The organism is Nitratireductor sp. ATLC21 (genome assembly GCF_057196525.1).
On the sequence record NZ_JBXUOU010000003.1, the window covers coordinates 310,181 to 333,726 of the forward strand.

26 protein-coding genes and 1 tRNA gene are annotated in these 23,546 nt (G+C 59.5%); 18 read left to right on the forward strand and 9 right to left on the reverse strand.

Going from position 1 to position 23,546, the window contains the following annotated elements; all coding sequences use genetic code 11:
* Nucleotides 1–68: 68 nt before the first annotated feature.
* Nucleotides 69–2,123, reverse strand: a complete 2,055-nt coding sequence (locus AC2CHD_RS15915) for a M3 family metallopeptidase (protein ID WP_484554469.1) — start codon at nt 2,121–2,123, stop codon at nt 69–71.
* Between the two features lie 142 nt (nt 2,124–2,265).
* Between AC2CHD_RS15915 and AC2CHD_RS15920 the strand changes: the two genes are divergently transcribed.
* Both AC2CHD_RS15920 and AC2CHD_RS15925 read left to right on the forward strand, forming a co-directional pair.
* Entirely contained in the window at nt 2,266–2,733 is a 468-nt protein-coding gene (locus tag AC2CHD_RS15920) for a MarR family winged helix-turn-helix transcriptional regulator (RefSeq protein WP_484554470.1), read from the forward strand.
* Entirely contained in the window at nt 2,730–3,992 is a 1,263-nt protein-coding gene (locus AC2CHD_RS15925) for a multidrug effflux MFS transporter (protein ID WP_484554471.1), read from the forward strand. The genes AC2CHD_RS15920 and AC2CHD_RS15925 overlap by 4 nt, the downstream gene beginning before the upstream one ends.
* 9 nt (nt 3,993–4,001) lie before the next feature.
* Here AC2CHD_RS15925 and AC2CHD_RS15930 read toward each other — a convergent pair whose 3' ends face one another.
* From AC2CHD_RS15930 to AC2CHD_RS15940, 3 genes are all read right to left on the reverse strand, one after another.
* The gene (locus AC2CHD_RS15930) at nt 4,002–4,646 is read right to left on the reverse strand and encodes a carbonic anhydrase (RefSeq protein ID WP_229449532.1); all 645 of its coding nucleotides are present in this window, start codon (nt 4,644–4,646) and stop codon (nt 4,002–4,004) included.
* Between the two features lie 132 nt (nt 4,647–4,778).
* Entirely contained in the window at nt 4,779–5,663 is an 885-nt protein-coding gene (pdxY, locus tag AC2CHD_RS15935) for a pyridoxal kinase PdxY (RefSeq protein ID WP_484554472.1), read from the reverse strand.
* Between the two features lie 8 nt (nt 5,664–5,671).
* Nucleotides 5,672–5,920 (reverse strand): hypothetical protein, encoded by a 249-nt coding sequence (locus AC2CHD_RS15940; protein WP_229449534.1) that lies wholly within the window; start codon nt 5,918–5,920, stop codon nt 5,672–5,674.
* Between the two features lie 128 nt (nt 5,921–6,048).
* On the opposite strand from AC2CHD_RS15940, the gene AC2CHD_RS15945 reads away from it, so the two are divergent.
* The 4 genes from AC2CHD_RS15945 to AC2CHD_RS15960 all read left to right on the forward strand — a co-directional run bounded on the left by AC2CHD_RS15945 (nt 6,049) and on the right by AC2CHD_RS15960 (nt 8,782).
* Nucleotides 6,049–6,687: a LemA family protein gene (locus AC2CHD_RS15945; protein WP_229449535.1), complete on the forward strand. Its 639-nt coding sequence runs from the start codon at nt 6,049–6,051 to the stop codon at nt 6,685–6,687.
* Between the two features lie 13 nt (nt 6,688–6,700).
* Nucleotides 6,701–7,540, forward strand: a complete 840-nt coding sequence (locus AC2CHD_RS15950) for a TPM domain-containing protein (RefSeq protein WP_484554473.1) — start codon at nt 6,701–6,703, stop codon at nt 7,538–7,540.
* A gap of 2 nt (nt 7,541–7,542) precedes the next feature.
* Complete coding sequence (locus tag AC2CHD_RS15955; protein ID WP_229449537.1) at nt 7,543–8,187, forward strand: TPM domain-containing protein; 645 nt, start codon at nt 7,543–7,545, stop codon at nt 8,185–8,187.
* 88 nt (nt 8,188–8,275) lie between these two features.
* Nucleotides 8,276–8,782: a GNAT family N-acetyltransferase gene (locus AC2CHD_RS15960; protein ID WP_229449538.1), complete on the forward strand. Its 507-nt coding sequence runs from the start codon at nt 8,276–8,278 to the stop codon at nt 8,780–8,782.
* A 3-nt stretch (nt 8,783–8,785) separates the two neighbouring features.
* Here AC2CHD_RS15960 and AC2CHD_RS15965 read toward each other — a convergent pair whose 3' ends face one another.
* A complete protein-coding gene (locus tag AC2CHD_RS15965; RefSeq protein WP_484554474.1) occupies nt 8,786–8,995 on the reverse strand; it encodes a hypothetical protein in 210 nt (69 codons plus the stop codon).
* Here AC2CHD_RS15965 and ppa point away from each other — a divergent pair.
* Nucleotides 8,988–9,521, forward strand: coding sequence for an inorganic diphosphatase (gene ppa / locus AC2CHD_RS15970; protein ID WP_007010652.1), 534 nt, complete (start codon nt 8,988–8,990; stop codon nt 9,519–9,521). The two genes, AC2CHD_RS15965 and ppa, sit on opposite strands and share 8 nt — an antisense overlap.
* 12 nt (nt 9,522–9,533) lie before the next feature.
* On the opposite strand, the gene AC2CHD_RS15975 is transcribed toward ppa, so the two are convergent.
* The 3 genes from AC2CHD_RS15975 to AC2CHD_RS15985 are packed head-to-tail and all read right to left on the reverse strand — an operon-like array spanning nt 9,534 to nt 10,821.
* Nucleotides 9,534–10,145 carry a hypothetical protein gene (locus tag AC2CHD_RS15975; RefSeq protein WP_484554475.1) on the reverse strand — a complete coding sequence of 204 codons (612 nt, stop codon included), beginning with the start codon at nt 10,143–10,145 and terminating at the stop codon, nt 9,534–9,536.
* A 55-nt stretch (nt 10,146–10,200) separates the two neighbouring features.
* Nucleotides 10,201–10,527, reverse strand: coding sequence for a DUF167 family protein (locus tag AC2CHD_RS15980; protein WP_484554476.1), 327 nt, complete (start codon nt 10,525–10,527; stop codon nt 10,201–10,203).
* Nucleotides 10,528–10,530: 3 nt separating this feature from the next.
* The gene (locus AC2CHD_RS15985) at nt 10,531–10,821 is read right to left on the reverse strand and encodes a YggT family protein (protein WP_229449541.1); all 291 of its coding nucleotides are present in this window, start codon (nt 10,819–10,821) and stop codon (nt 10,531–10,533) included.
* A 249-nt stretch (nt 10,822–11,070) separates the two neighbouring features.
* Between AC2CHD_RS15985 and AC2CHD_RS15990 the strand changes: the two genes are divergently transcribed.
* Nucleotides 11,071–11,146 (forward strand) — tRNA-Ala (locus AC2CHD_RS15990).
* Between the two features lie 114 nt (nt 11,147–11,260).
* Here the strand turns inward: AC2CHD_RS15990 and AC2CHD_RS15995 are convergent.
* Nucleotides 11,261–12,247 (reverse strand): sugar-binding transcriptional regulator, encoded by a 987-nt coding sequence (locus AC2CHD_RS15995; RefSeq protein ID WP_484554477.1) that lies wholly within the window; start codon nt 12,245–12,247, stop codon nt 11,261–11,263.
* 156 nt (nt 12,248–12,403) lie between these two features.
* Between AC2CHD_RS15995 and AC2CHD_RS16000 the strand changes: the two genes are divergently transcribed.
* From AC2CHD_RS16000 to AC2CHD_RS16045, 10 genes are all read left to right on the forward strand, one after another.
* Nucleotides 12,404–13,360, forward strand: coding sequence for a sugar ABC transporter substrate-binding protein (locus AC2CHD_RS16000; protein WP_484554478.1), 957 nt, complete (start codon nt 12,404–12,406; stop codon nt 13,358–13,360).
* 81 nt (nt 13,361–13,441) lie between these two features.
* A complete protein-coding gene (locus AC2CHD_RS16005) occupies nt 13,442–14,968 on the forward strand; it encodes a sugar ABC transporter ATP-binding protein (RefSeq protein ID WP_484554479.1) in 1,527 nt (508 codons plus the stop codon).
* Nucleotides 14,965–15,960, forward strand: a complete 996-nt coding sequence (locus tag AC2CHD_RS16010; protein WP_229449545.1) for an ABC transporter permease — start codon at nt 14,965–14,967, stop codon at nt 15,958–15,960. Before AC2CHD_RS16005 ends, AC2CHD_RS16010 begins: the two co-directional genes overlap by 4 nt.
* Before the next feature lie 10 nt (nt 15,961–15,970).
* Nucleotides 15,971–17,026, forward strand: a complete 1,056-nt coding sequence (locus AC2CHD_RS16015) for a thiamine pyrophosphate-dependent dehydrogenase E1 component subunit alpha (RefSeq protein WP_229449546.1) — start codon at nt 15,971–15,973, stop codon at nt 17,024–17,026.
* 4 nt (nt 17,027–17,030) lie between these two features.
* Nucleotides 17,031–18,020: an alpha-ketoacid dehydrogenase subunit beta gene (locus tag AC2CHD_RS16020; RefSeq protein ID WP_484554480.1), complete on the forward strand. Its 990-nt coding sequence runs from the start codon at nt 17,031–17,033 to the stop codon at nt 18,018–18,020.
* Nucleotides 18,017–19,273 (forward strand): alpha/beta fold hydrolase, encoded by a 1,257-nt coding sequence (locus tag AC2CHD_RS16025; RefSeq protein WP_484554481.1) that lies wholly within the window; start codon nt 18,017–18,019, stop codon nt 19,271–19,273. The genes AC2CHD_RS16020 and AC2CHD_RS16025 overlap by 4 nt, the downstream gene beginning before the upstream one ends.
* Nucleotides 19,266–19,604: a carboxymuconolactone decarboxylase family protein gene (locus AC2CHD_RS16030; protein ID WP_229449549.1), complete on the forward strand. Its 339-nt coding sequence runs from the start codon at nt 19,266–19,268 to the stop codon at nt 19,602–19,604. Before AC2CHD_RS16025 ends, AC2CHD_RS16030 begins: the two co-directional genes overlap by 8 nt.
* A 121-nt stretch (nt 19,605–19,725) precedes the next feature.
* On the forward strand, nt 19,726–21,213 hold the full coding sequence (locus AC2CHD_RS16035; RefSeq protein ID WP_484554482.1) for an FGGY-family carbohydrate kinase: 1,488 nt from the start codon (nt 19,726–19,728) through the stop codon (nt 21,211–21,213).
* Complete coding sequence (locus tag AC2CHD_RS16040; RefSeq protein ID WP_484554483.1) at nt 21,210–21,983, forward strand: SDR family NAD(P)-dependent oxidoreductase; 774 nt, start codon at nt 21,210–21,212, stop codon at nt 21,981–21,983. The genes AC2CHD_RS16035 and AC2CHD_RS16040 overlap by 4 nt, the downstream gene beginning before the upstream one ends.
* A gap of 559 nt (nt 21,984–22,542) precedes the next feature.
* Entirely contained in the window at nt 22,543–23,544 is a 1,002-nt protein-coding gene (locus AC2CHD_RS16045; protein ID WP_484554484.1) for a TRAP transporter substrate-binding protein, read from the forward strand.
* Nucleotides 23,545–23,546: the final 2 nt, after the last annotated feature.

Consider the following 23,546-nt stretch of genomic DNA (forward strand, 5'->3'; position numbering starts at 1 on the left):
AATCTGGTGCTTCAATGTTGCAGTGAGTTATCGCTCACATGACACATCCGTGACTGTCAAAAGCTCTTTCAGGCAAGCCCCTTCTTCTCCATCATCGCTTCCGGGGTGGGCATGCGGCCGCGGAAGGCTTTGTAGAGGTCTTCAGGATCCGCTGAACCGCCCGCAGAATAGATGTGCTGACGCAGCTTCTGTGCCGTTTCTGGATCGAAGGGATCGCCTTTCTCCTCGAAAGCGCGGAAGGCATCGGCATCGAGAACTTCCGACCACATGTAGGAGTAGTAGCCGGCTGAATATCCATCGCCGGCAAATACATGCAGGAAATGCGGGGTGCGGTGGCGCATGACGATGGCATCTGGCATCCCGAGCTTTTCCAGCGTTTCCGCTTCAAAGCGCAGTGGGTCGTCCGGCGCTTCAGCCTGGCTGTGAAAGGCCATATCGACCAGCGCTGATGCGGTGAACTCCACTGTGGCAAAGCCGGCATCGAACGTGCGGGCGGCGCGCATTTTCTCCACCAATTCCTGAGGCATGGAAGCGCCGGTCACATGGTGCTTTGCAAATTTCTGCAGCACGTCAGGCACGGTAAACCAGTGCTCGAAGAGCTGCGAGGGCAGCTCGACGAAGTCGCGGGAGACGGAAGTGCCGGAAATTGACGGCCAGGTCACATCACTCAGGAGGCCGTGCAGCGCATGGCCGAATTCATGGAACAGGGTGCGCGCCTCGTCCACGGACAGCAGGGCTGTCTGGCCCTTTGGCGGCTTCGCGAAATTCATCACATTGTAGATGATCGGCGATTTTCCCTCACCCAGGCGATAGCCGGATTGGAGAGCGCTCATCCACGCGCCGGAGCGCTTGGAAGGCCGGTTGAAATAATCGGCCAGGAAAAGACCACGCCTTGTGCCATCAGCGTTGCACACGGCGAATGTGCGCACATCCTCGTGCCATGCAGGCACCCCTTTCAGCTCTTCGAAGGTAAGGCCGAACAGCCGGTGTGCCACGTCAAATGCGGCAGCGATGACATTCTCCAGAGCGAGATAGGGTTTTAGTGCGCTCTCATCGAATGCAAACCGCTCTGCGCGCCGCTTTTCGGCGTAATAGCGCCAGTCCCAGGGGGCAATGGCGTGGTTTTGCCCTTCCTGTGCGGCAAGGCGGGCCAGTTCCTTCTCGTCTTCTGCGGCCTTCTCGCGCGCTCTCTGCCAGACAGGCTGCAACAGATCCTGCACGGCATCAGGGGTCTTGGCCATGGTATCATCGAGTTTCAACGCTGCGTAGGATGCATATCCAAGCAACTTCGCTTTCTTGGCGCGCAGCTTCAAGGTTTTGGCGATCACATCCGTATTGTCTGTTTTCCCGCCATTCTCGCCTCGCTTGGCAAAGGCTTTGAACACCTTTTCGCGCAGGTCACGCCGTTCCGATGAGGCGAGAAACGGTTCGACAATGGAGCGCGACAGCGTGGCCGCATACAGGCCTTTTTTGCCACGGGCCTCTGCAGCTTCTGACATGGCGCTCTTCACCGCATCGGAGATCCCCCCAAGATCACTCTCCTCGAGAAACAGCGCCCAGCCGCTTTCGTCGGCGAGCACGCTTTGCCCAAATTGAGCACCAAGGCCAGCGAGCTCCTCGTTGATCGCCGCAAGGCGCTCCTTGTCGGTCTGGTCGAGCTGTGCGCCGCCACGCACGAAGCGCTTCCAGGTCTTTTCGAGAACGCGGCTTGTTTCGGCATCGAGACCCAGCCTCCCTCGATCCTGATAGAGCCGGTCGATGCGGGAGAAGAGCATCTCGTTCATGAAGATTGCAGACACGTGCCGAGCCATGCGCGGCGAAATCTCACGCTCCAGTTCCTGGATGGTCTCATTCGTGTGCGCCCCGGCACGGCACCAGAATATGGCGGAAACCTTCGACAGAGCATCTCCTGCAAGCTCCAATGTGGTCAGCGTGTTCTCTATGTCGGGCGCCTCGGTGTTGCCGGCAATCCTGGCAATTTCCGTTTCGTGCGCGGTCAACGCTGCCTCGAACACGGGGGCAAAAGCTGCGTCGTCAAAAGCGGTGAAATCCGGGAGGCCATGCGGGCCCGTCCAGTTCGTCAGTGGGTGGGTTGCAAGGTCAATGGGCGCGGATTTCTGCATGGCGGTTCCGGGAGGTTGGGAGAGAAAACTCTTAGCGATGTAAGCGTTGCGCGCCAGGGGTGCAATGGTGGGCGTTGACGGTCATTCATCGTGACTATATGTAATGCTTATATTAAGCTTGCCTTATAATAAGGGTCCTGTTGTGACGCATTCCGTCAATCCTGATTCCTTCGGCTTTCTGGTCGCAGATATCCATCGATTGTTTCGCAGCACGATGGACCGTGCCATAGCGGAGGCTGGTCTCGGTGTAACACCTGGCGAAGCGAGAACGCTGGTCCATGCGGCGCGCGCGGGGGCCGTCCGGCAGAATGTTCTGGCGGAGCGCATGGGTGTTGAGGCCATGACGCTGAGCGGTTATCTCGACCGGCTGGAAGCGCGTGCGCTTGTTCGTCGTTTGAATGACCCGAGGGACCGACGCGCCAAACTGGTCGAACTCACCGACGCAGCCGATAGCGTGCTGGAAGCGATTGGTGCGATGGCTGCGGAAATGCGAAAGAAGGCGGCAGGATCGCTCAGCCAGTCCGAGTGGGAGAGCCTGCTTGAGCAGTTAAAACTCGTTCGCGCCAACCTGGCGGTGGCTTCTGAAAAGCCCGCGGAGGCAGGTTTATGAACCTGCGTGCCGAAACATCGAATGAGGTTGTCGCAACGCCACTGATGAGCGAGCGGCGTGTCAGCATCATCGGGGCGATGCTCGTGGCGCTCGGACCGGTCTCAATGGCGCTTTTTACGCCCGCCATGCCTCAGATCGTCGAAGCGTTTGGCACAACGGAAGCCGCGGTCAAGATGACCATATCGCTTTACTTTGCCGGCTTTGCATTGGCGCAACTCTTTTGCGGCCCGCTTTCGGACGGGCTGGGGCGCAAACCAGTCACCTTCGGCTTTATCGGCATTTACGTGGTGGCAAGCTTTGCCGCACTGATGTCACCCAACATAGAGATGCTTATCGCCGCCCGATTCTTGCAGGGTTTTGGCGCGGCCGTCGGCGTCGCGATATCGCGCGCGGTCGTACGCGATCTCTTCACCCATGAGAGCTCTGCTCGCATCATGAACCTGATCGGCATCATCCTTGCGATAGGGCCGGCCTTCGCGCCCACCCTCGGCGGGCTGACCATGCAGCTTGCGGGGTGGCATGCGATCTTTGGGCTGATGCTTGTAGCAGGCGTTGTGATTTCTCTCGTGATCCATTTCTGCATGCGGGAAACGGTCGAACGTGATCTGTCGCGGATCAGCCCGAAAGCCTTGATCCATTCCTACGGTCTGTTGCTTGGCAACGCCTATTTCATGCTTTCAAGTATGGTCATCGCAGGCGCGGTTGGCGCTCTCTACACCCAGGCCACGGTGCTGCCTTTTATTCTGATGAGCCGGGTTGGTCTCACTCCTGCCGAGTTCGGTATCGGCATGCTGGCCCAGTCGGGTATGTATTTCACCGGCGCGCTCGTGGCGCGTTTTCTGATGAGGTCGCTAGGAGCTTACAAGCTCGTGCCCATCGGTCTTGCAGCCATCGGGGCAGGCAGCCTGCTTCTTATCATCACCCTGACCCAGTTCGAACCAAGCTTTATCGGGGTGATGGGCCCCGTTGGAATCTATGCATTCGGCATCGCATTTGTGATGCCCGCGATGATGACGGCCGGGCTCGCGCCTTTTCCGCGCATTGCGGGTTCAGCTTCTTCGCTCACGGGATTTTTGCAGATGGGCACCGGGCTCGCCGGAGGCAGCATCGCCGCCCTGATTGGCGATCCGGTGCTGGCCATGGTGCTGATCATCCCGACGCTCGGAAGCGTGGCAATTATTTCGTGGCTGATCTGGAACAGGCTGCCGGAACCGGCATTGGCAACGGCGCTACGGCCAAGCCCGCCGGGTCCGGTCTAACAAGAGCCGTCAATCAAGCTGCGGCCGCTCAAAATCGCCGGTCTGGGGATTCATCACCCACAACTCGCCGCTTGAAATATCGAACCAGGCGCCGTGAAGGGAGAGCTTTCCCTTGTCTTCCAGTATCTTCACGCAGGGGAAGCTGCGCAGGTTCTGAAGCTGATAGCGGATTGAAATGCGCTCAAGTGCGGTCTGACGCTCAGACTGGGTCATCAGCTCGTTGCCGGCCACAGCTTCGGCTGCCGGTGCGACGAGCCCCATCCATTTTCCGATGAAATCGCCCGGAGAAAGTGGCTCTGCCGAGGGATTGAGTGCGGCTCCGATACCGCCGCAGCGGCCATGCCCCATCACGACAATATGCTTCACCTTCAGGCTTTGCACAGCAAACTCGAGCGCGGCTGAGGTGCCGTGATGGTGATCGTCAGGCTCGTAAGGCGGCACAAGATTGGCCACATTGCGCACGACGAAAAGCTCACCCGGGCCGCAGTCGAAGATGGTTTCCGGTGCCGCGCGTGAATCGCAGCATGCAATGACCATGGTTTGCGGTGACTGGCCTTCGTTGGCCAGTTTGCGGTAGCGCTCACTCTCGGAGCTGTATCGGCCCGCCATGAAATTGCGGTAGCCGGAGATAAGGCGTTCAGGAAGGTGCGTCATGAGCTTTCGAATAGCGAGAAAATGCGTGGCGTGCAATCCGGTTTGATCCACCTGCAACACCGCTGTGCATTGTTCCTGAAAGCCTCATCAGTGTGCAGTCTGTTCAACCTGCCCCCGGAAACTTTGGTGGCTTCAACCTTGAGCGGAAACGGAGCCAGCGACACGCTCGATCTCGATCATCATTTGCGGCCGCGTCAGAATCTGCCGGTCGGTTTCCAGCATCAGCTCATCCGACCCACGTTCGGTCGCCCTGTTGAGGATTGCGACCACGGAACCGGTGGTCTTGGCGAGCGCTTCCTCCTCCGACTCGCCGGCAAGCAGCCGGGCAAGATAGAGCGCCGCGGTGAGATCGCCGGTTCCGTTCGGAGCTTTGGGAATGCTGTCGTGAGCCGCGCGCAGCACTTCCCTTCTGCCCACCAGCAGATTTGCCAGGCGGTCGGGGCTGCTTGCAGGGGCGGAGGTTACCAGCACCTCGGCAGGGGGTGCCTTTCGCGCGGCACGGATCGCAGAATCGGTGCCGTCAGTATCGACGCCCGTAAGCCAAGCCAGCTCATATCGATTTGGCGTTGTGATATCGGCCAGAGGCAGCAGCTTGTCGCGGATGGCCGCAGCCGTCGGCTCAGGCACATACAGGCCGCCTCGATCTCCAAGCACCGGATCGCAGACATAGAGCGCTTCTGGATTGCGGCTTTTCAGGGCTTCCACCAGGCCGGCTATCGCATTTGCCTGTTCGGGGTCGCCCAGATAGCCGGAGAGAACCGCTGAGACTTCGCCCAGCCATGGCGCATGTTGAAGGTCGCTTACGAAACGCGCGAACTGGTCGGGTTCGGGCACAATGCGCGTGGCAGGGCCATGGCCCGGGTGCCACGGAAGGATTACCGTAGGCACTGCCCATACCGGAAAACCGAGCGCCTCCAACGTGAAAACGGCGGCGCGGTTTCCAACACTGCCTCGGGCCACATGGCTGGATATGACAATGACAGCGCGGGTTCCGCGCCGGTTTTCTTCTCTGGTCATGTTGTCATTCACCCGCCGATGATGCCGAAAACGTAAAGGAGAATCCAAAGGATGAGGGCGGTCAGGGTGGTCACCGCGATGGCTCTGCCGATCCGTGTTCCCCATAGTTCAATCGGATCGTTCTGCTCCGCGTCCCTGGCCGAAATGTGATCGCGCGCGCGGGTCATCATGGAGCTGCCTTCGCTCTCACGGCTGACCCGGTCGAGGATCCGCCGCGATTCCGCTTCGGCCTGTTCCTTGCGCTTCTGTGTTGACACTGTACGAAAAACCCGTTGCCGTTATTCAAGCCTGACCGTACATCATGCATCCATTGTTCGGAATTGGTTTCCTATCAGTGGACCATGTTCTAATGTCGAGAGAGCCAATTTTCCGGAGGTGTCCCTTCATGCCGATTGCCAAGCCGCTCGCCGCCATGCCCGTACGCGGCCTTTTTTCCCTGCTGGCGCTTTGCCTGATGCTGCCGCTGTTGTCGGCTTGCGGCTTTAATACGATCCCGACTCGCGAGGAGCAGGCGAAAGCGGCCTGGAGCGAAGTGCTGAACCAGTATCAGCGTCGCGCCGACCTGATCCCCAATCTCGTCGAGACCGTGAAGGGTTATGCCGCTCAGGAGCGCGAGGTGCTTGAAGGCGTTGTCGAAGCCCGCGCGAAAGCGACCCAGGTTCAGATTTCGCCGGATATGCTGACCGACCCCGAGGCCTTCAAGGCATTTCAGGAAAGCCAGGCCGGTCTCTCCGGCGCGCTGTCCCGCCTTCTTGCCGTGGTTGAAAATTATCCGGATCTGAAATCGAGCCAGAACTTTCTTGCTCTGCAGGCACAACTCGAGGGTACGGAAAACCGTATCGCCGTGGCGCGGCGTGACTATATCGAGGCGGTCCGGCTCTACAACACCTCCTTGAAAACGCTGCCCTCCATGCTTTGGGCCATGTTCTGGTTCACCGGCAATGAACCTTATGAGACCTTCACAATCTCAGAAGAGAAGATGGATGTGCCGTCTGTGAATTTCGGCACAAGCAGCGGCGGCTGACGGAGACTGATCCATGGGGGAGGCTGTTTCGCGGGCTCTGACCACGTTTGGTCACCGCAGTATCTGGCTTGCGTTGGTTGCGGGATTTATCTGGATTGCGGCGGCATCCACAGTCGCTGCTGCCGAATTGCCTCGTCTCACCGGACGGGTGGTCGACAATGCAGGGATCATTGATGCAGCCAGCGAAGCGGCCCTCAATTCGAGGCTCGAAGCTTTCGAGGCCAGATCTTCAGATCAGATCGTGGTTGCCACGATTCGTAGTCTGGATGGAGAGGCGCTGGAACCGTTTGCCAACCGGCTGTTTCGCGCCTGGGGACTGGGGCAGGCAGGCGAAGACAATGGCGTCCTGCTCCTCGTTGCGCTTGATGATCGCAAGATGCGCATAGAGGTGGGTTACGGTCTTGAGGGAACGCTCACAGACCTGCATTCAAAACTCATTATCGAAAACACCATGGTGCCTGCCTTTCGTGCCGGCGATTTTTCGACAGGCATCAGTGGTGCGGTCGATGACATCATCATGGTTCTGGAAGGCAATGCAGCCGAACTGGAAGCGCGCGCGAAGCGCAGCCAACAGAGTGACAAGGGGTCTGGCTGGCCGGTCATACTGTTCTTTCTCGTCTGGGCCACGTTCTTTTTTGGTGGTATCGCGATGGCGTTCCTGCCGCCGATTTTCGGTCGCAAGATCGGTCCTGGACGTTACAAATGGCTCGGCATGACGGTGGATTACACCAAGTCGCGTGGCGGTTCGTCCGGTGGACGGTCATCGGGTGGCTGGTCTTCCGGCGGTGGCGGTGGGGGCTTTTCCGGCGGTGGCGGCTCATCGGGCGGCGGCGGTGCATCGGGGAGCTGGTAGAAATGACACGACACATCAAACGGCTTTCCGAGGCCGAACATGCGCGCATCGCCCGGGCAATCAGCGAAGCCGAGAAGAAGACATCGGGTGAGATATATTGCGTGCTCGCGCGTTCGAGTGATGCCTATCTCTATCCTGCCTGCCTGATTGTGGCGCTTGCCATCCTCATTTTGGGGCCGTTCCTCGCCTTTGCGCTGAGCTACTGGTGGATATCCATCGATACGATGATTTTTGCGGTGGCTCAGCTTGCTGCTTTCGGCGCCGCTGCAGGATTGGTGACAGCGTTCGAGGGACTGCGTGTGGCGCTGGTGCCAAAAGCGCTGAAATACAGGCGTGCGCACGCAAATGCGCAAAACCAGTTCCTTGCCCACAACATTCACGTTACCGAAGGCCGGACCGGTGTTCTCATTTTCGTTTCGTTGGCGGAACGCTACGTGGAAATCGTGGCCGATTCCGAGATCGATGCCCGCGTTGAGCAGACAGTCTGGAACGAGGGCGTTGCGCTGATGCTGGAGCACGCGCGGCGCGGGACCTTGGCCGATGGTTTCGTGGAAACGGTAGCATATACAGGCGAAGTGCTTTCTCGGCATTTTCCCGCCGGACGACGTAATTCCAATGAAATCGCGGACCGTTTGACCGAAATCTGAGAGCTTTTCGGCGATTTGTGTGTGACTGCAAAGATGCGTGCTCTAATGCTTGCGCATGTCGACCCGACGCAGCTATGGTTAAGAAACCATGAACACGCTGACGATCGATATCAGACGAGCAGAGCCGTACGACGCCGAGGCTATCGCCGAGGTCCATGACAGCGCGTGGCGCGGCGCTTACACCGGCATTATCCCCTATCAGGCCCTTGGACGGATGATTGGCCGTCGCGGGCCGCGCTGGTGGGCCAACGCGATACGCCGCTCCGCTACCGTTCTGGTGATCGAGATAGGCGGCGAGATTGCTGGCTATGCAACGCTCGGGCGGAACCGTGCTCGAGAACTCAGTCAGGAAGGCGAGATCTACGAGCTCTACCTCCGGCCTGAATATCAGGGTGTCGGGCTTGGTCGCCGGCTCTTCCAGGCTGCGCGCGATATGCTGGAAGCCCATGGCCTTAAAGGGCTTGTCGTCTGGGCGCTGGAGGACAATGAACCGGCTCTCGCATTTTATTCGGGTGCTGGCGGACGAGATATCGCAGAGGGTGTCGAAGTGTTTGAGCACCGTGCGCTCCGCAAGCTGGCTTTTGTCTGGGATTAAGGCCTAGCCTCGCGTTTTCAACGCATTCATATAGCCAAGCTGAGCGGCAAAACTTTCGCACTGCACCATTCGCTGCATTGCCATGCGGCTTATGACGCGATAAAGCGGCAGCCATCCGTTTCCGGGCTGCTCCGTCTGGCTGACTCCACCGTCGTCATGCCGGTATCCGGCAGCCATAACTGTCAGAACAGAGGTTGCTTTTCCCATGCGCATAGACGCCATCTCCACCGGTGACAATCCGCCAGAAGACGTGAACGTCATCATCGAAGTGCCGGTCGGCGGTCAGCCGATCAAATACGAGATGGACAAGAACTCCGGGACGCTGGTCGTTGACCGGTTCCTGTACACGCCGATGACCTATCCGGGCAATTACGGCTTCGTGCCCCACACACTGTCCGACGATGGCGATCCAATTGATGTGTTGGTCTGCAACACACGCCAGCTCATCCCCGGCTGCGTTATCAACGTCCGGCCGATCGGCGTGCTCATAATGGAAGACAATTCCGGCCAGGACGAGAAGATCATTGCCGTACCATCGCCGCACCTGACACGCCGCTATGAAAACGTGACGAACTACACAGACCTGCCGGAAATCACGCTCCAGCAGATCCAGCACTTCTTTGAGCACTACAAGGATCTGGAGCCCGGCAAGTGGGTGAAGATCGGTGACTGGATGGATGCAGCGGCGGCTCGAAAGCTGATCGTCGAGGCCGTCGAGCGGGCCAAGGCGAGCAAGTAAGAGGGGCGGCGCTCAACCGCCGCCATCGCTGCCCGTCGTCATGGGCAGCGGCACATCGCCGGCGTCGATCACCGGCTGATCCGCGCCACACGCGAAATCGAAAGCCTGCCCATCGGCGATGCGGCGGGCTTTTTCATTGGCATTTTCGTTGCCGGTGGCGACAACATATCCGATGACGCAGCCTTCCCGCCCGAAAACCTGCCCGACCTTTTCTACGGCAAGTACTTCGATCTTGTCGCCTACACCCTCGCCATCGTCAATGAACCATCGGTGGATCGTTGCGAAGGGCCACTTGCGGTCACCATCGCTCATAATGCGCCATTCTATGGTCGATCCCGTGGAGTTGAAGCCGGCAAAGCTTTCCCATTCTGGCGCGAGATCCCCATCTGGCGGGAAGCCGTAAAAGATCGATTCCCGCGCATCACCATAGTAAATGAGCACCGGGTAGCCACGCCAACCCTCGCAGACGAAATTCATCCATTCACCTGGATCATCGGCTGCAGGGGCGGCAAATGCCGCGCAATTCTCTTGTGTGTTTATTTCGGTGTAGGCGCTCTCGATCTCGCTGGCTTGTGCCAGGCCCCCAAGCGCTGTTACCAGAATTCCCGCTATTGCCAGTCGCATAAGCCATGCTCCTTCCTTCAGCGGTGGTGAGCATAGACGCATTTCATGACAACGCCTATCGGCGTGTGACGACCGCCTCAATGCGCGCGAGGAGCTCCTCGGGCATTCCCTGGATTTCCACTGTCTTGAGCCGCGCCGTGGCTCCACCGGTGACCGAAACCGAGGTTGGGGGAACCTCGCACTCTTTGGCGAGCAGCTTCTCCAGTGCGGCGTTGGCTTTGCCATTCTCTGGAACGGCGCGCACGCGCGCTTTCAGATGACAACGGCCGTCCGCGGTCTCGCCAGGGCCTTCGATCGCGTCGCGCGCGGATCTGGGCGTCAGGCGCACGAGAAGCGTCAGCCCTTGGTCAGATAACCGACAGAAGGCCGGTACCTCGACCATGCTTCACAAAAGAGCGGGAGCAATGGTCGTCAGTATGAACTGTCGAACGAAGAACAATATCAGCAGCAGGATGATCGGCGAGATGTCGATGCCGCCGAGATCGGGCAAAAGATTCCGTATCGGTCGTAGCGCAGGCTCCGTGACGCGAAAGAGAAAATTGCCGACCGAACCCACAAACTGGTTGCGGGGATTGACCACGTTGAACGCGTAAAGCCAGGAAAAAACAGCTGACCCGATAATCAGCCACCAATAAATGTCGAGCGCCATGATGATGGTCTGGATAAGCGCGAGCATGCCGGTCTCCTGGGCGGTGTTAAGCGCGGCGGTCGGGAAGCGGCGGCGATAACGACCTTCGCTTCCTCAGCCGCGAATTTTGCGACATGTAGCCATTGCCGATGGATGCGGCAAGTCTGACGCGGTTATTTGCCGGATCGGGGCGGGAAATTGGGGGCGGATGTTTGCGTCTACGGAGAGATTGAAGCAGGTGATCTGGATTCTTGACAGCCTGCCTTTAGCGGACATAAATGCGGGTCACCGGCGAATGGGGCTGTAGCTCAGATGGGAGAGCGCGTCGTTCGCAATGACGAGGTCAGGGGTTCGATTCCCCTCAGCTCCACCAACCACCCGCCGGTTGAGTTTCCTTGCCCATCGATTTTTAGAAGGCATTGGCCTTTTCGCCTTTTCCGACCATCCGGTGAGCCGCTTGGCACAGGAAATCGGGGTGCTGCGGCTCTTAATTCTTGCAGCCGGCGATCTCGTGAATGGCGCGCGCCGTATCGCCATCCACGACAAGTGTTTTGACAATGCCGCTTTCAAGCAAGGCGCAGGTGGCTTCCGCTTTTTCGATGCCGCCGGACAGCAGGACTGTATGGGTAGCGCGCAGCGCCTCGAAACCCACTGCCAGGGTCCGCTGGTTAAGCACATGCTGGACAGGCGCCCCGTGGGCGTCAAAGAAAATTCCGTTCGTGTCACCAATTGCGCCTGCCTCGTGAAGCTCGTTGAGCTCGACTTGCGAGATCATGCCTGAACGACGAAGTAAGGAGTGCTCCGTGAGTTCGCCGACAGAGATGATGGCCATATCCGGCTGCCTGGCCATTTCGAGAACGGAGCGCACGGTGGTCTGCGACAACAGTATATCGCGGTCCTCCGGAGTGTTGGCAATGAACGGCACCGGCAGGAAATAGCCTTCGGCGCCGGTCGCCCTTGCCAGAGCCTGCACCACTTCAAATGGATTGAAGGCGCTGTTGGCGGTGAGTGAGCCCATAAGACTGACAAAGCGCGCTCCGGGTGCGCTGACGCCGGCCATGTTGCGCGTGATGTGGTCAAGGGTGCGGCCCCAGCCCGTGCCGATCACGGCGTCACCCTTGCGTGTGATCAGTTCTCTCACCAGCGTCGCCGCCAACGATCCGACCGCGCGACGTGGGTATTCGGAAAGAGCACCTGGTAATTGAACGTCTCTGCCGAGGCCCAGAGCGGGAGAGCAGATGCACCGTTCGAGATTGAAGCGTTGGCGCAGCTCGTCCTCCACCTCCAGGAGACCGTTGCTCCGTGAATCGATCGAGATCGACACGATGCCGGCATCCTTGGCGCTTTGCAGCAGCTTGTTCACGCGCGCTCTGGTGGTGCCCAGGCGGTTTGCGGTCTCTTCCTGATTGAGCCCCCCAACATAGTAGATCCATGCCGCACGGCTCATCAGTTCGTGGTCGTCACTCTCGATCATGATGATCTCCTAAACGGTGGCGCTTGGACTGACAATCGAATATCGGCATCGAATTACAAATGTATCGATGCTTGACAAATGTATCAAGCCGCGTCACGTTTGGCTTGTGGATGCCATCGGGAGGGCCGTGGGCATCTTCAGTTCAGGGAGGAAATCATGAACAAGTTTGCAAAGAGCCTGGCACGCTGCGTGGCCGCAGGCGCTGTAATCGCAGCCACCACTGCTGTCGGCTTCACGCAGGATGCGCTGGAAATCGCGTGGGTTCATTCAAATGCTGCCGCTCAGTCCGAGCAGCGGGTCAAGGCGGGGTTCGAGGAATGGCTGGGTGAGAGCGGAAATTCCTGGAATGTCAGTTTCCTCGACAGCCAGGGCTCGGGTGAGGCCACCGCGTCGAATCTTCAGGATGCTGTTTCGCGCGGTGTGGACGCGATCATCATTACGATGTCCGACTTGCGCGCATCCAAGGCAGCTATTGACGTGGCCATCGAGGCCGGAATTCCGGTTTTCTCAGTCGATAGTGGTTTCGTTGAAGGCATTCAGGTGGATGTCACCACCAACAATTGGGCGATGTCGGCCGATGTCTCTCCGTATCTTCTCGATCAGATTGGCGGCGAGGGCAATCTCGTCTTCTTCCGCATGGCCGAGCACCATGGAACACGCAAGCGCGGCGACGTCATGGAGAAGGTCCTTCAGGAATACGGCAATGTGAAAGTGCTGGCCGAGCACAATATCGATTACACGGCCTTCTTCGAGGACACGACGTCTTCGATGCAGGACTATGTGGCGCGCTTCGGTGACGAGATTGACGCTGTCTGGGCGCCCTGGGATGAACCGGCGCAAGCGACCATCAACGTCATGAAAGCTGCCGGGCTGACCGATGTGAAAGTCATCGGCATCGACGGACACCCGCAGGCCGTTGCCGAGGTCTGCAAGCCGGACAGCATGATGATTGCAACTGTGAGCCAGCCCTTTGAGGGCATGGGGGCACAGGTCGGCGAGTGGATCAAATCCATCGTGGTGGACGGCAAGGCGCGCGACGAGGTGATTCCGAGCGACATCGTCTACATGGACGCGCCTCTCGTGACGAAGCAGAACTGCAAGGACTTTATGTAGTCAAGCGAGCTTGCGGACGGGGCGCATCTGGCGGCCCGTCCCGCGCTGTCCCATTTCACCAATCTCGACAGGAGACCGTGCATGTCGGTGCATCTTGCCGATATCCTCATGGAATTTCCGGGCACGCGAGCACTGGATCGCGTCGATGTGACATTCCGCTATGACGAAGTGCACGGTCTTGTCGGCGAGAACGGTGCCGGGAAAAGTACATTCGTCAACATTCTCGGTGGTTCACTCCAGCCCACGGGGGGATCCATCACCGTGAATGACAGCGCGGTGGTCCTTTCCAGCCCGCGCGTCGCGCTTGGCCATGGCATTGCGCATGTGAGCCAGGAGGGGAGCCTCGTACCCTCGCTGACCGGTGCGGAAAACATCATGCTCGGAGCAGAACCGCGCCGCCCTCTCGGTATCGTGCGCCGGCGCACGCTGCGAAGTGAGGCCGAACGCCTGATGTCGACATGGTTTCCAGGCTTGGAGATGGATCTTCACCGGCCGGTCAAGGACCTTGCGATGGCCGATCAGAAAGTCATCGAGATCGTGCGCGCACTGAGGGGGGACATTCGGCTCCTCATTCTCGATGAGCCCACGGCGACATTGGAGGCGCGGGAGAAGAGGCGGCTCTGGGACATCATCCAGTCCCTGCCTTCAAAGGGCGTGGGTGTCGTGTTGATCTCCCATTTCCTGTCTGAGGTCGTGGCGCTTTGCGACCGGATCACCGTCTTGCGCGACGGCCGGCATGTCGGGACACTGGACAAGGGGAACGCCACAGAAGCCGATCTCACAAATCTCATGCTGAGGCGGGAACAGGACGCCTGTTCGGATATGCCCGAAACCCGCACGCGCGATGTTCAGCCATCGCCGGCGGTGGCAGGACCAGTGGTCTTGTCCGTTGAAGACTGGAAGACCGGAGCAGTCGAAATAGATCGTTTCGTGCTGCGGCGGGGCGAAATTGTCGGGTTGATCGGGCTGACAGGGGCCGGACATTTCGGCTTTGCGCGCTCGCTCTACACACGTCAGGGTAAATTGCGCGGGACGATTTCCGTTAACGGCAGCGAGGTCCGCGCTGGGGGAATCCGCGCCATGCAAAGAGCCGGCGTAGCATTGGTTCCGGACCAGCGCATGGAGAACGCACTCGCCGGCGAGGGGAGCGTCGTTGAGAACCTGACCATGGTTCACTCGCAGTTTGCTGCGCGGGTTGGAGTGTTGAGCCGCCGCAGGGAAAGCCAAGAAGCGGCTCGAATCATCGACCTTCTGAACGTCAAGACACCGAGTCAGCGCCAGCTGATCCGTAATCTCTCGGGCGGAAACAAGCAGAAAGTCTCCATAGGCAAATGGCTGTATGGTGCCGACGACAAGTACAGCGTCCTGATTTTCGTTGAACCGACCGAAGGCGTCGACATCGGGGCGAAGATGGAAATCTATGCTCATCTGCGCCGGCTTGCAGAGCGTGGGGCGGCAATCCTCATCGCCTCGTCGGATCTGGGCGAGGTTGCGCAACTGTGCCATCGCGCCGTCCCCTTTGTTCACGGCAGGCCAGGGGATGACATACCGGCCGCCGAATTCTCCGAAAGCCGTTTCATCCAAGCCATCACTGGAGATGCCGCATGACACCGCAAGCCGGCTCCCTCGGTAAGGCATCTGCTGCCGCCGAAAGCAAATCTGTCCGCTCAGACTTCATCCAGCGTTATTCGACGCTCGGGGTTCTGATTCTCATGTTCCTCGGGTTTTCCCTCTTCGTTGATCGCTTTCTGACGCCGTTCAACCTGACGAACATTCTTCAGCAAATCGCCATCCTGACGATTGTCGGTTCCGGGCTGACCTTCGGCTTCGCGGCCAGGGAAATCGACCTTTCAGTGGGCTATACGGTGGGCCTTTCGGGCATCTTGGTGCCGCTGCTTCTCACCATGGGATATCCACTTGCCGTCGCTCTCGGCGCCGGGTTGGCAGCGGGCATCGGGGTTGGTCTCGTCAACGGACTGCTTGTCACGAAAATCGGTATCCCATCGCTCATCGCCACTCTGGCTGTGGGATCCATCCTCTTCGGCGTGAACTTTTTGATGACCGGGGGGCGCGCAATATATGGCGGTCTGCCTGACGCTTATCTCATGCTTGGCCAGGGGCGGATCTTCGGAATACCGAACCTGGCGTATTTCATGGTCATCGCCGTGGCGATTGCCTGGTTCGTCATGGAGCGAACGGTGTTCGGCCGCTATGTCTACGCGGTTGGCGGGAACCAGAAGGCAGCAGAGCTTTCGGGTGTGCATATCACGCTCTACCGGATGGCGGCGCTGGTGCTGGTCTCCGTCTTCGCGGTTATTGCCGGCGCTTTGCTGGCCGCGAGACTGGGGTCTGGGCAACCCAATGCAGGCGAACGCTATCTGCTTGATGGGCTCGCCACCGTATTCATCGGCATGACCATGTTTCGACCCGGCACTGCCACGGTGCTTGGAACACTCTGCGGCGCGCTCTTCATCGGCGTGATCAACAATGGCCTGAATCTCATTGGAATGGACACTTACATCCAGAACATCGTGAAGGGTGTGATCATTCTCGTCGCGGTCGCCATCGTATCGCGCACCACCAAACTCAATCTCCTGTAAGGAAGGCAATATGACTGCACCCATCGACACGGCAGTTGCGGAAAAAGTGCCGCGCTCGAACACCGAGCTTCTTGCGCTCTACCGGCAGATGCGCCGGGTGCGCACATTCGAGGAGCGGGTTGGCGAGCTTTTCGTTCGCGGGCAATCGGCAGGCTCCATGCTGCATTTGTCCATCGGCGAAGAGTCGGCGGCGGTGGGCGTCGCCTCTCTGATGAGGGATGGAGACACATTCACCACTCACCACCGGGGCCATGGCATATTCCTTGCCCGGGGTGCAGATCCCAACCGCATGATGGCAGAGATCGGCGGCAAGGAAGAGGGCTATTGCCGCGGGAAGGGCGGCTCCATGCACATTGCCGACATGGGGCTTGGACACCTTGGCGCCAACGCCATTGTGGGCGGTGGCATCCCTGCTGTTGTCGGTGCCGGTCTAGCATCAAAGCGCGAGGGCAGGGGTGCGGTTTCCATCGCGTTCTTCGGTGATGGCGCGATGCAGCAGGGCATTCTCTACGAGAGTATGAACATGGCTGCGCTGTGGGACCTGCCGGTCATTTTCGTCTGCATCAACAACCAGTACGGTATGGGGACACGCATCGAGCAGGCAACAAAAGGCCGTGCGCTTCATGAGCGCGGACTGGCGTTTGGGCTGAATTCGGAAACCGTTGACGGGCTGGATGTACGCGACGTTCGCGCGGCGGCGGGCCGGATTATCGACGGTGCCCGGGGAGGCACACCCGGTTTTCTTGCGGTCGAATGCTACCGCTTCTTTGGTCATGCCCGCATGGACAAGAGCCCCTACCGTACGCCCGAGGATGAAGAACAGGGACGCGCGAAAGACCCGGTTGGGTTTGCCCGCAAAGCTTTGGTTGAAAGCGGAGAGAGTAGCGAGGCTGACCTCGATGCCCTCGACGCCGAGATCGCGCAGGAAATGGACGCGACCATCGACTTCACGGTCGCCGCGCGTGAGCCGGCACTTCAGACGATGTTCCGCGACGTCTATGCGCCTGGTGAGCCGGAGCCGGAATCCGTGGCTGCCCGCATCGACCGCATTCTGGCAGGGGACTGAGACTATGGCAGAGATGACCTATAGAGACGCGCTCAAACAGGCTCTGCGCGATGCTATGGCCGAGGACGATACCGTGATGGTGATCGGTGAAGAGGTGGGTCGCTACGGTGGCGCCTACGGTGTTACCAAAGGCCTGTACGAGGAATTCGGTCCCGACCGCTTGATCGACACGCCGATTTCCGAACCGGCGATCGTTGGCGCTGCAGTGGGTGCCGCCATGTCCGGCCTGAGACCCGTTGCTGAACTCATGTATGTGGACTTCATCGGGATGACGATGGATCAGCTGGGAAATCAGGCAGCGAAAATCCGCTATATGTTCGGTGGTCAAGTGGGTGTGCCCATGGTGCTGCGGACCCAGGGCGGAACAGGCCGTTCGGCCGGTGCCCAGCATTCCCAATCGCTTGAAGCCTATGTGATGCATACGCCCGGTCTTCGGCTCGTCATGCCAGCAACCGTCTCGGATGCCTATCATCTTCTGCGGCAGTCGCTGAAGCAACCGGACCCGGTCGTCTTAATTGAGCACAAGGCGCTCTACACGATGAAGGAAGATGTGGATCTGGCCGCGCCTGCGCCGGAGTGGGGGAAAGCCCGGGTTCACCGAACGGGAGACGATCTGGTGATCGTGACCTATTCCCGCCAACTCCACCATGCGCTCGCAGCCGCAGAGGCAATGGCCCGGAAAGGCGTGCAAGCGACGGTGATCGATCTCCGCTCCCTGAATCCGCTCGATTTCGATACCGTGCGGACACATGTTGAGCGTGTGGGCCGGGTGATGGTTGTCTCCGAGGGTGTGATGACCGCTGGCGTTGGGGCGGAACTCTCGGCCCGTATTCACGAGGAATGTTTCGATTTCCTGGCCGAGCCGGTGATCCGCGTCTGTGGTGAAGATATTCCGATTTCGGTTTCCGTCGAGCTCGAAAAGAACTCTGTGCCCACTGCAGCCTTTATCCAGACGGCGGGTGAAAAGCTTGTGGGTTTGAGGACTGCAGCATGAGCACCGTCATGCTCAAAATGCCTCGCCTGGGCGAGACGATGGAAGAAGGTACCGTCTCTGAATGGCTTGTGCCCGAAGGGCAGGCCTTCGAGCGCGGGACGCCTCTGGTGGAGTTCGAAACTGACAAGACTGCTGTCGAATATCCCGCGCTCGGGTCCGGACGGTTGGTTCGCACACTGGTCACCCAGGGAGATCTTGTTCAGGTGGGTGACCCGATTGCCGAGATCGACCTGATGGGAGGCGAGGATTGGGTTTCGGGTGGGCAGGAGAATCAGTCTGCCGCCAGCGATGAGCCGGAAGATGCCGGCATTGAAGAGGCTACGGATGCACACAAGCATGCCAAGCCTCCAATGACTTCGTCCGGCCAGGAGGGGCGCGTGCGCGCCACGCCCCTGGCCCGCCGTGCGGCGAACCGTGCGGGGGTCAGCATAGAGACGGTTCCCGGAACAGGGCGCAGAGGGCGTGTGGAGCTCTCTGACGTCGAGCGTTCCATCGCCGGCTCGGTTGTCTCCGCACTTGCAGCGGAAAGCTGGGGTTCCGAGACCGGCTCGCCCGTGCTCCTCGTTCACGGTTTTGCGGGGGATCGCCAGACCTTCGATCAGCTGGGCAGGGCGCTGGGGCGGGCGCAGCTTTCAGTGCGGGCGATTGATCTTCCTTCCCACGGAGAAACGGAGGCGGAGGCTCAGTCGTTCGATGATCTTGTCGACGCATTGTGCGGTGAGCTGAACCCGTCCCGTCCGGTCGCATTGGTCGGCCATTCACTCGGGGCGGCCGCCGCAATCGCTGCGGCCCACCGTAAGGGCGGTGTCTCCTCGCTCACCCTCATCGCACCGGCCGGTCTCGGATTGCATATCGATGCTGAGTTTGTTTCCGGTATGGCTCGCGCCGACAGTGTGGGCGCGGTGGGTCATTTGCTGCGAAGGCTCTCAAGCCGCGCCGATGCATTTTCTCCGGCTCTGGTAACGCAGATCCACGCCGCCCTCTCGCGTGGCCGTTTGCTACGCTTGGCAGACGATATTTGCCGCGAGGGCAGACAGTTGGTCAATGTGCGAAGCGCCCTTGCATCGCTCGCCAATCAAATCCCGGTGCGTATCCTTGTGGGTACGGAGGATCGAATTCTGAACTGGCGCGACACTCTGGATGTCTCGCCGGCCATCGCACTGCATGTTTTTCCAGGTGCTGGTCACATGCCCCACTGGGATGCACCAGCCGAGGCGGTGGCGATCATCAAAAAGGGGGTGCCCGATGACTGAGGTGGATGTTCGTTCGAAGTTGAAGGCTGCAAGAGCGCGGATGGGGGGATTTGCAAAATCTGCACCGGAGCTGATGAAAGGTTTCGCTTCCATTTCCGCTGTGGCGACCAGACAAGGTCATTTTTCCGCTTCAGACCGTGAATTGCTGGCGACCGCCATTGCCGTGGCGAGTGGCTGCGAGGACTGCATTCTCTATCATGTGGATGCTGCGAAGCGTCATGGCGCGGAGGAAGCGGCTCTTGTCGAGGCGCTGGAGGTGGCGGTCGAAATGGGCGGTGGTCCTGCTGTCATGTATGCCGGCAGGGCGATGGAGGCGTTCAGGGAGCTTTAGAGCCGCGTGGGGGACAGTTCGTCCAAGCGAAGATTGCTTTTGGAGTTTCCGAACGAACAAGATTTAGCTGCCTGATCGAGCTGAAGGTTCATTGAGGCGGGGCAACTGGGAGGAGGAGTGCGTGGCTTATTTCCTGACGGCAGACGGCGGGACCGAGAGCATACGAGCGCGTGTCTATGATCTGAAGGGAAACTGCCTTGGAACCAGTGCAGTTCCTTACCAGACCGATTTCAAGCCCGGACGGGTGGAGCAAAATCCGGAGGATTGGTGGGCGAATTTCGTTCGTGCCGCACGCGAAGCTATCCGCGAGGCAGGCGTCGACCCAAGTGGGATCGAGGCCATTTGCTACGCCACCACCTGCTGTACCGTTGTCGCTCTCGATGAAAACGGCCGAGCCTTGCGCCCAGCCATCATGTGGATGGATGTGCGCGCGCATCAGGAGGCTCAGGACGTGCTGGCCACGGGCGATGAAGCCCTGCTTTTGAACGGAGCTGGGCAAGGTCCGGTCTCCGCAGAGTGGATGATCCCGAAAGCCTTGTGGTTGAAACGAAACGAACCGCAGACCTTTGCGGATGCCCACAGGATCTGCGAGTATCAGGACTTTCTTACCTATCGCCTTACAGGCACGTGGGCGGCAAGCCTCGACAATGCCGGACTGCGCTGGCACTACCGGTCGCGCTCGGGCGGGTGGGCCTCCAGCTTGCTCGCCACACTGGACCTGTCGGAGCTTGAACAGAAATGGCCCGAGCGGGTGGTGGCGCCGGGCGAGGTGATCGGAACGCTCACCTCGGCTGCAGCCAACGAGCTGGGCCTGTCGGCGAATGTGAAAGTGGTTCAGGGTGGCGCGGATGCGCTCATCGGCATGATTGGTCTGGGGGTACACAAGCCCGGGCAACTGGCCATGATCACGGGCTCGTCCCATCTTCAGTTCGGGGTGACTGAAAGCCCCATACATGCGCCCGGCGTGTGGGGCAGCTACGCCGACATTGTGTATCCCGACCGCTGGATAGTGGAGGGCGGTCAGACTTCCACCGGCTCCATCATCAACTGGCTTTCGCGCCTGAAGGGCGCCCCACTCGATTTCGATGACCTCAACCGCAGGGCCGCTGCGCTCGAGCCGGGTTGTGACGGGCTCATCGTTCAGGATCATTTTCAGGGCAACCGCACGCCACATACCGACCCGCTTTCACGTGGTGCGATTGTTGGACTGACGCTCGGCCATGAAATTCACCACCTCTTCCGCGCCATCATGGAGGGCATCGGCTTCGGGACCCGTTCCATACTAGATGCTTTCCGTTCGGCCGGGTATGCCGGGGAGGAGATGACCGTGGGCGGTGGCGCTACCGGGTCGGACTTGTGGCTGCAAATCCATGCGGATACGGCCGGCATTCCGGTGCGGGTGCCAGCCTCGACCGATGCGCCGTCGACAGGATCGGCGGTTCTTGCCGGCGTGGGGGCCGGGCACTTCGCAACCATCGATGAGGGTGTCGAAGCGATGGTGCATGCCGGCAGGTTGATCGAGCCGCGCGCCGACAGTGTCGCTCGATACGATGAAATTTACGCGAAATACGCCGCGCTCTATCCGGCTTTGAAGGAGGTTTTGGCATGACGGCTCATGAAAATCCCGGCTCTGCCGGCAGAACGGCTCTTGTCACAGGAGCAAGCCGTGGCATCGGGGCGGCGATCGCCCGAGGGTTGGCAAAGCGCGGGTATGATGTGGCGCTCAATGATATTGAGCGGCAAGAAAGCGATCTCGAGGGGGTGGCAAAAGACATTCGCGCTCTGGGTCAACGCGCGGAGGCCCTCTATGCGGATGTCAGCAGCAAAATTGAAGTCGAGACCATGGCCCAGAAGGCGCTGGAAGCTTTCGGCAAGATTGACGTGATCGTCAATAATGCCGGCATCCTCATTGCCGGTGAAGTCGATGGCCTTCCCGAGGAGACATGGGACGCAGTGATGGACGTGAATGCGAAAGGTGCGTTCATGGTGATCCAGGCGCTCCTGCCCTCAATGAAGAACCGCGGCTATGGTCGTATCGTCAACATCGCCTCCATCGGTGGGAAGCATGGTGCACCGGAGCAGGCGCACTACTCTGCCTCCAAGGCTGCGGTGATGGGATTTTCACGCGTTCTTGCTCAGGAGGTCGGGCCGCTGGGGATCACCGTGAACTGTGTGTGTCCCGGGATCATCCTGACCGATATGGGGCGGGTGAATCTGGATGATCCTCTGGTGCGCGACGCCTGGAAATCCAAAACGGCGATGGCCCGCATAGGCGACCCCGAAGATGTGGTCGGTCCTGTTGCGTTCTTCGCATCCGATGACGCGGGCTTCGTTACCGGACAGACGCTCAATGTCGACGGCGGGATCGTGTTCTCGTGAATTCCTGACGCGTGCAGTGTCGGCGGGGTCGCGCCTGCGCGACCCCGCAGGTGCTGTCATTTGGGTGTCCCACCAAGCTGTGAGCTGCTCTGACGCTCTCTTTCCTCCTCGGCTTCTTGCATTGTGTTATGCAGAGGAGGCCCGCCCTGCGTATGGGCGATGATCTGATCTGAGATCACTCGTATCAGGCTTGTTTACAAGACCTTGCTGGGTCCGGATGCAGTGCGGCTAAAACGAACACATCTCTCTCTCTCTCTCCAATATCCCTGAGGTTAGAGGAAGAAAGAGGAATTGCCTTCGCACATTCGCGCTCCGTACGCCAACAAGGGTTGCGCGAGGACCGGCCGGACAGGCCGGCGATATTTCAAGTTTGAAAGACATGATTGATCGGCTTCCCGTTCTGTGATCATATGATCATTAGACTATGGGGAATTCTTAGCCGCGATGACGGGGCGTGTTTTTTGGCATGGGTCGGGCGGACGACCGGCGTTTTTCGAGCGCCTCGACGCCTTGCGCATGGTGAGAGCAGTGTCGATCGCGACAATCAGGGAGAAAAAACTTGAAAAAGCTCATTGCGACGTTGGCCTTGGCGGGCTTTGCCGTTTTCAGCAACGCCGAAGCTCAGGAGATCAAGGTCGGCCTTTCGCTGCCGCAGGATCTGCCCGGCTTCGACTTCGTCAACGGCATGTATGAGACCTTCAAGACCGAGGTGGAAGCCAATTCCGACATGACGGTCGATCTCGTCTATGCCGGTGCACTGGGCGCGCCCAATGAACGCCTTGCCCAAATGCGCCGCGGCGTCATCCAGATGAGCGATGCGGCAGACGGCAATTTCGCGACCATTCACAGCGATGTGCAGATCCTCAACATGCCCTATCTCTTCCCGGATGAGGAAACGGCGTGGGCCGTGTTCGATGGCCCCTTTGGCGATGACCTTGCCGAATCCATCCGCGAGAAGACCGGCGTGCGCGTTCTTGGCTGGTGGGAATCGGGTGGTTTCAAACATTTCAGCGCCAGCCGCGCGATCACCAGCCCCGATGACATGAAGGGCCTGAAAATGCGGGTGCTCGGCCCGCTGGCCACCATTCCGGTGGAAGCGCTTGGCGCATCAGCCGCCCCCATTGCCTTTGGCGAGCTCTACACCTCGCTCAAGACCGGCGTTGTCGACGGGCAGGACAATTCCGTCTCGGTCTTCAACCTCGTCAAGCTTTACGAGGTTCAGCCCCATCTGGCGCTGACCGGCCACACTTATGCTTTTGGACCGCTCGGCATAAACGATGCCTTCTTCTCGGGTCTCTCGGAGGACAAGCAGAAGGTGATCACCGATGCGGCGGAAAAAGCCATAGTCTTCAATCGCCAGAAGTCACGCGAGATCGAGGCCAATGCCATAGCCTTTGCCAGGGAGCAGGGCGTGGAGATCATCGAGCTCGACGATGAAGCGCGTTCAGCCTTCAAAAGTGTCATGCAGCCGCCGGCACGGGCATGGCTCGAAGAGAATGTCGACAATCCCGACCTGATCGACGCTGCGGAAGCCGCCGTCAAGGCTGCTGCAAACCAGTGAGC

Bases quoted from the DNA above. Each gene is read 5' to 3' on its own strand.
- AC2CHD_RS15915 (WP_484554469.1), bottom strand. From the start codon at position 2,123: ATGCAGAAATCCGCGCCCATTGACCTTGCAACCCACCCACTGACGAAC.
- AC2CHD_RS15925 (WP_484554471.1), top strand. From the start codon at position 2,730: ATGAACCTGCGTGCCGAAACATCGAATGAGGTTGTCGCAACGCCACTG.
- AC2CHD_RS15930 (WP_229449532.1), bottom strand. From the start codon at position 4,646: ATGACGCACCTTCCTGAACGCCTTATCTCCGGCTACCGCAATTTCATG.
- pdxY (WP_484554472.1), bottom strand. From the start codon at position 5,663: ATGACCAGAGAAGAAAACCGGCGCGGAACCCGCGCTGTCATTGTCATA.
- AC2CHD_RS15945 (WP_229449535.1), top strand. From the start codon at position 6,049: ATGCCGATTGCCAAGCCGCTCGCCGCCATGCCCGTACGCGGCCTTTTT.
- AC2CHD_RS15950 (WP_484554473.1), top strand. From the start codon at position 6,701: ATGGGGGAGGCTGTTTCGCGGGCTCTGACCACGTTTGGTCACCGCAGT.
- AC2CHD_RS15955 (WP_229449537.1), top strand. From the start codon at position 7,543: ATGACACGACACATCAAACGGCTTTCCGAGGCCGAACATGCGCGCATC.
- AC2CHD_RS15960 (WP_229449538.1), top strand. From the start codon at position 8,276: ATGAACACGCTGACGATCGATATCAGACGAGCAGAGCCGTACGACGCC.
- ppa (WP_007010652.1), top strand. From the start codon at position 8,988: ATGCGCATAGACGCCATCTCCACCGGTGACAATCCGCCAGAAGACGTG.
- AC2CHD_RS15965 (WP_484554474.1), bottom strand. From the start codon at position 8,995: ATGCGCATGGGAAAAGCAACCTCTGTTCTGACAGTTATGGCTGCCGGA.
- AC2CHD_RS15975 (WP_484554475.1), bottom strand. From the start codon at position 10,145: ATGCGACTGGCAATAGCGGGAATTCTGGTAACAGCGCTTGGGGGCCTG.
- AC2CHD_RS15980 (WP_484554476.1), bottom strand. From the start codon at position 10,527: ATGGTCGAGGTACCGGCCTTCTGTCGGTTATCTGACCAAGGGCTGACG.
- AC2CHD_RS15985 (WP_229449541.1), bottom strand. From the start codon at position 10,821: ATGCTCGCGCTTATCCAGACCATCATCATGGCGCTCGACATTTATTGG.
- AC2CHD_RS15995 (WP_484554477.1), bottom strand. From the start codon at position 12,247: ATGATCGAGAGTGACGACCACGAACTGATGAGCCGTGCGGCATGGATC.
- AC2CHD_RS16000 (WP_484554478.1), top strand. From the start codon at position 12,404: ATGAACAAGTTTGCAAAGAGCCTGGCACGCTGCGTGGCCGCAGGCGCT.
- AC2CHD_RS16005 (WP_484554479.1), top strand. From the start codon at position 13,442: ATGTCGGTGCATCTTGCCGATATCCTCATGGAATTTCCGGGCACGCGA.
- AC2CHD_RS16010 (WP_229449545.1), top strand. From the start codon at position 14,965: ATGACACCGCAAGCCGGCTCCCTCGGTAAGGCATCTGCTGCCGCCGAA.
- AC2CHD_RS16015 (WP_229449546.1), top strand. From the start codon at position 15,971: ATGACTGCACCCATCGACACGGCAGTTGCGGAAAAAGTGCCGCGCTCG.
- AC2CHD_RS16020 (WP_484554480.1), top strand. From the start codon at position 17,031: ATGGCAGAGATGACCTATAGAGACGCGCTCAAACAGGCTCTGCGCGAT.
- AC2CHD_RS16025 (WP_484554481.1), top strand. From the start codon at position 18,017: ATGAGCACCGTCATGCTCAAAATGCCTCGCCTGGGCGAGACGATGGAA.
- AC2CHD_RS16030 (WP_229449549.1), top strand. From the start codon at position 19,266: ATGACTGAGGTGGATGTTCGTTCGAAGTTGAAGGCTGCAAGAGCGCGG.
- AC2CHD_RS16040 (WP_484554483.1), top strand. From the start codon at position 21,210: ATGACGGCTCATGAAAATCCCGGCTCTGCCGGCAGAACGGCTCTTGTC.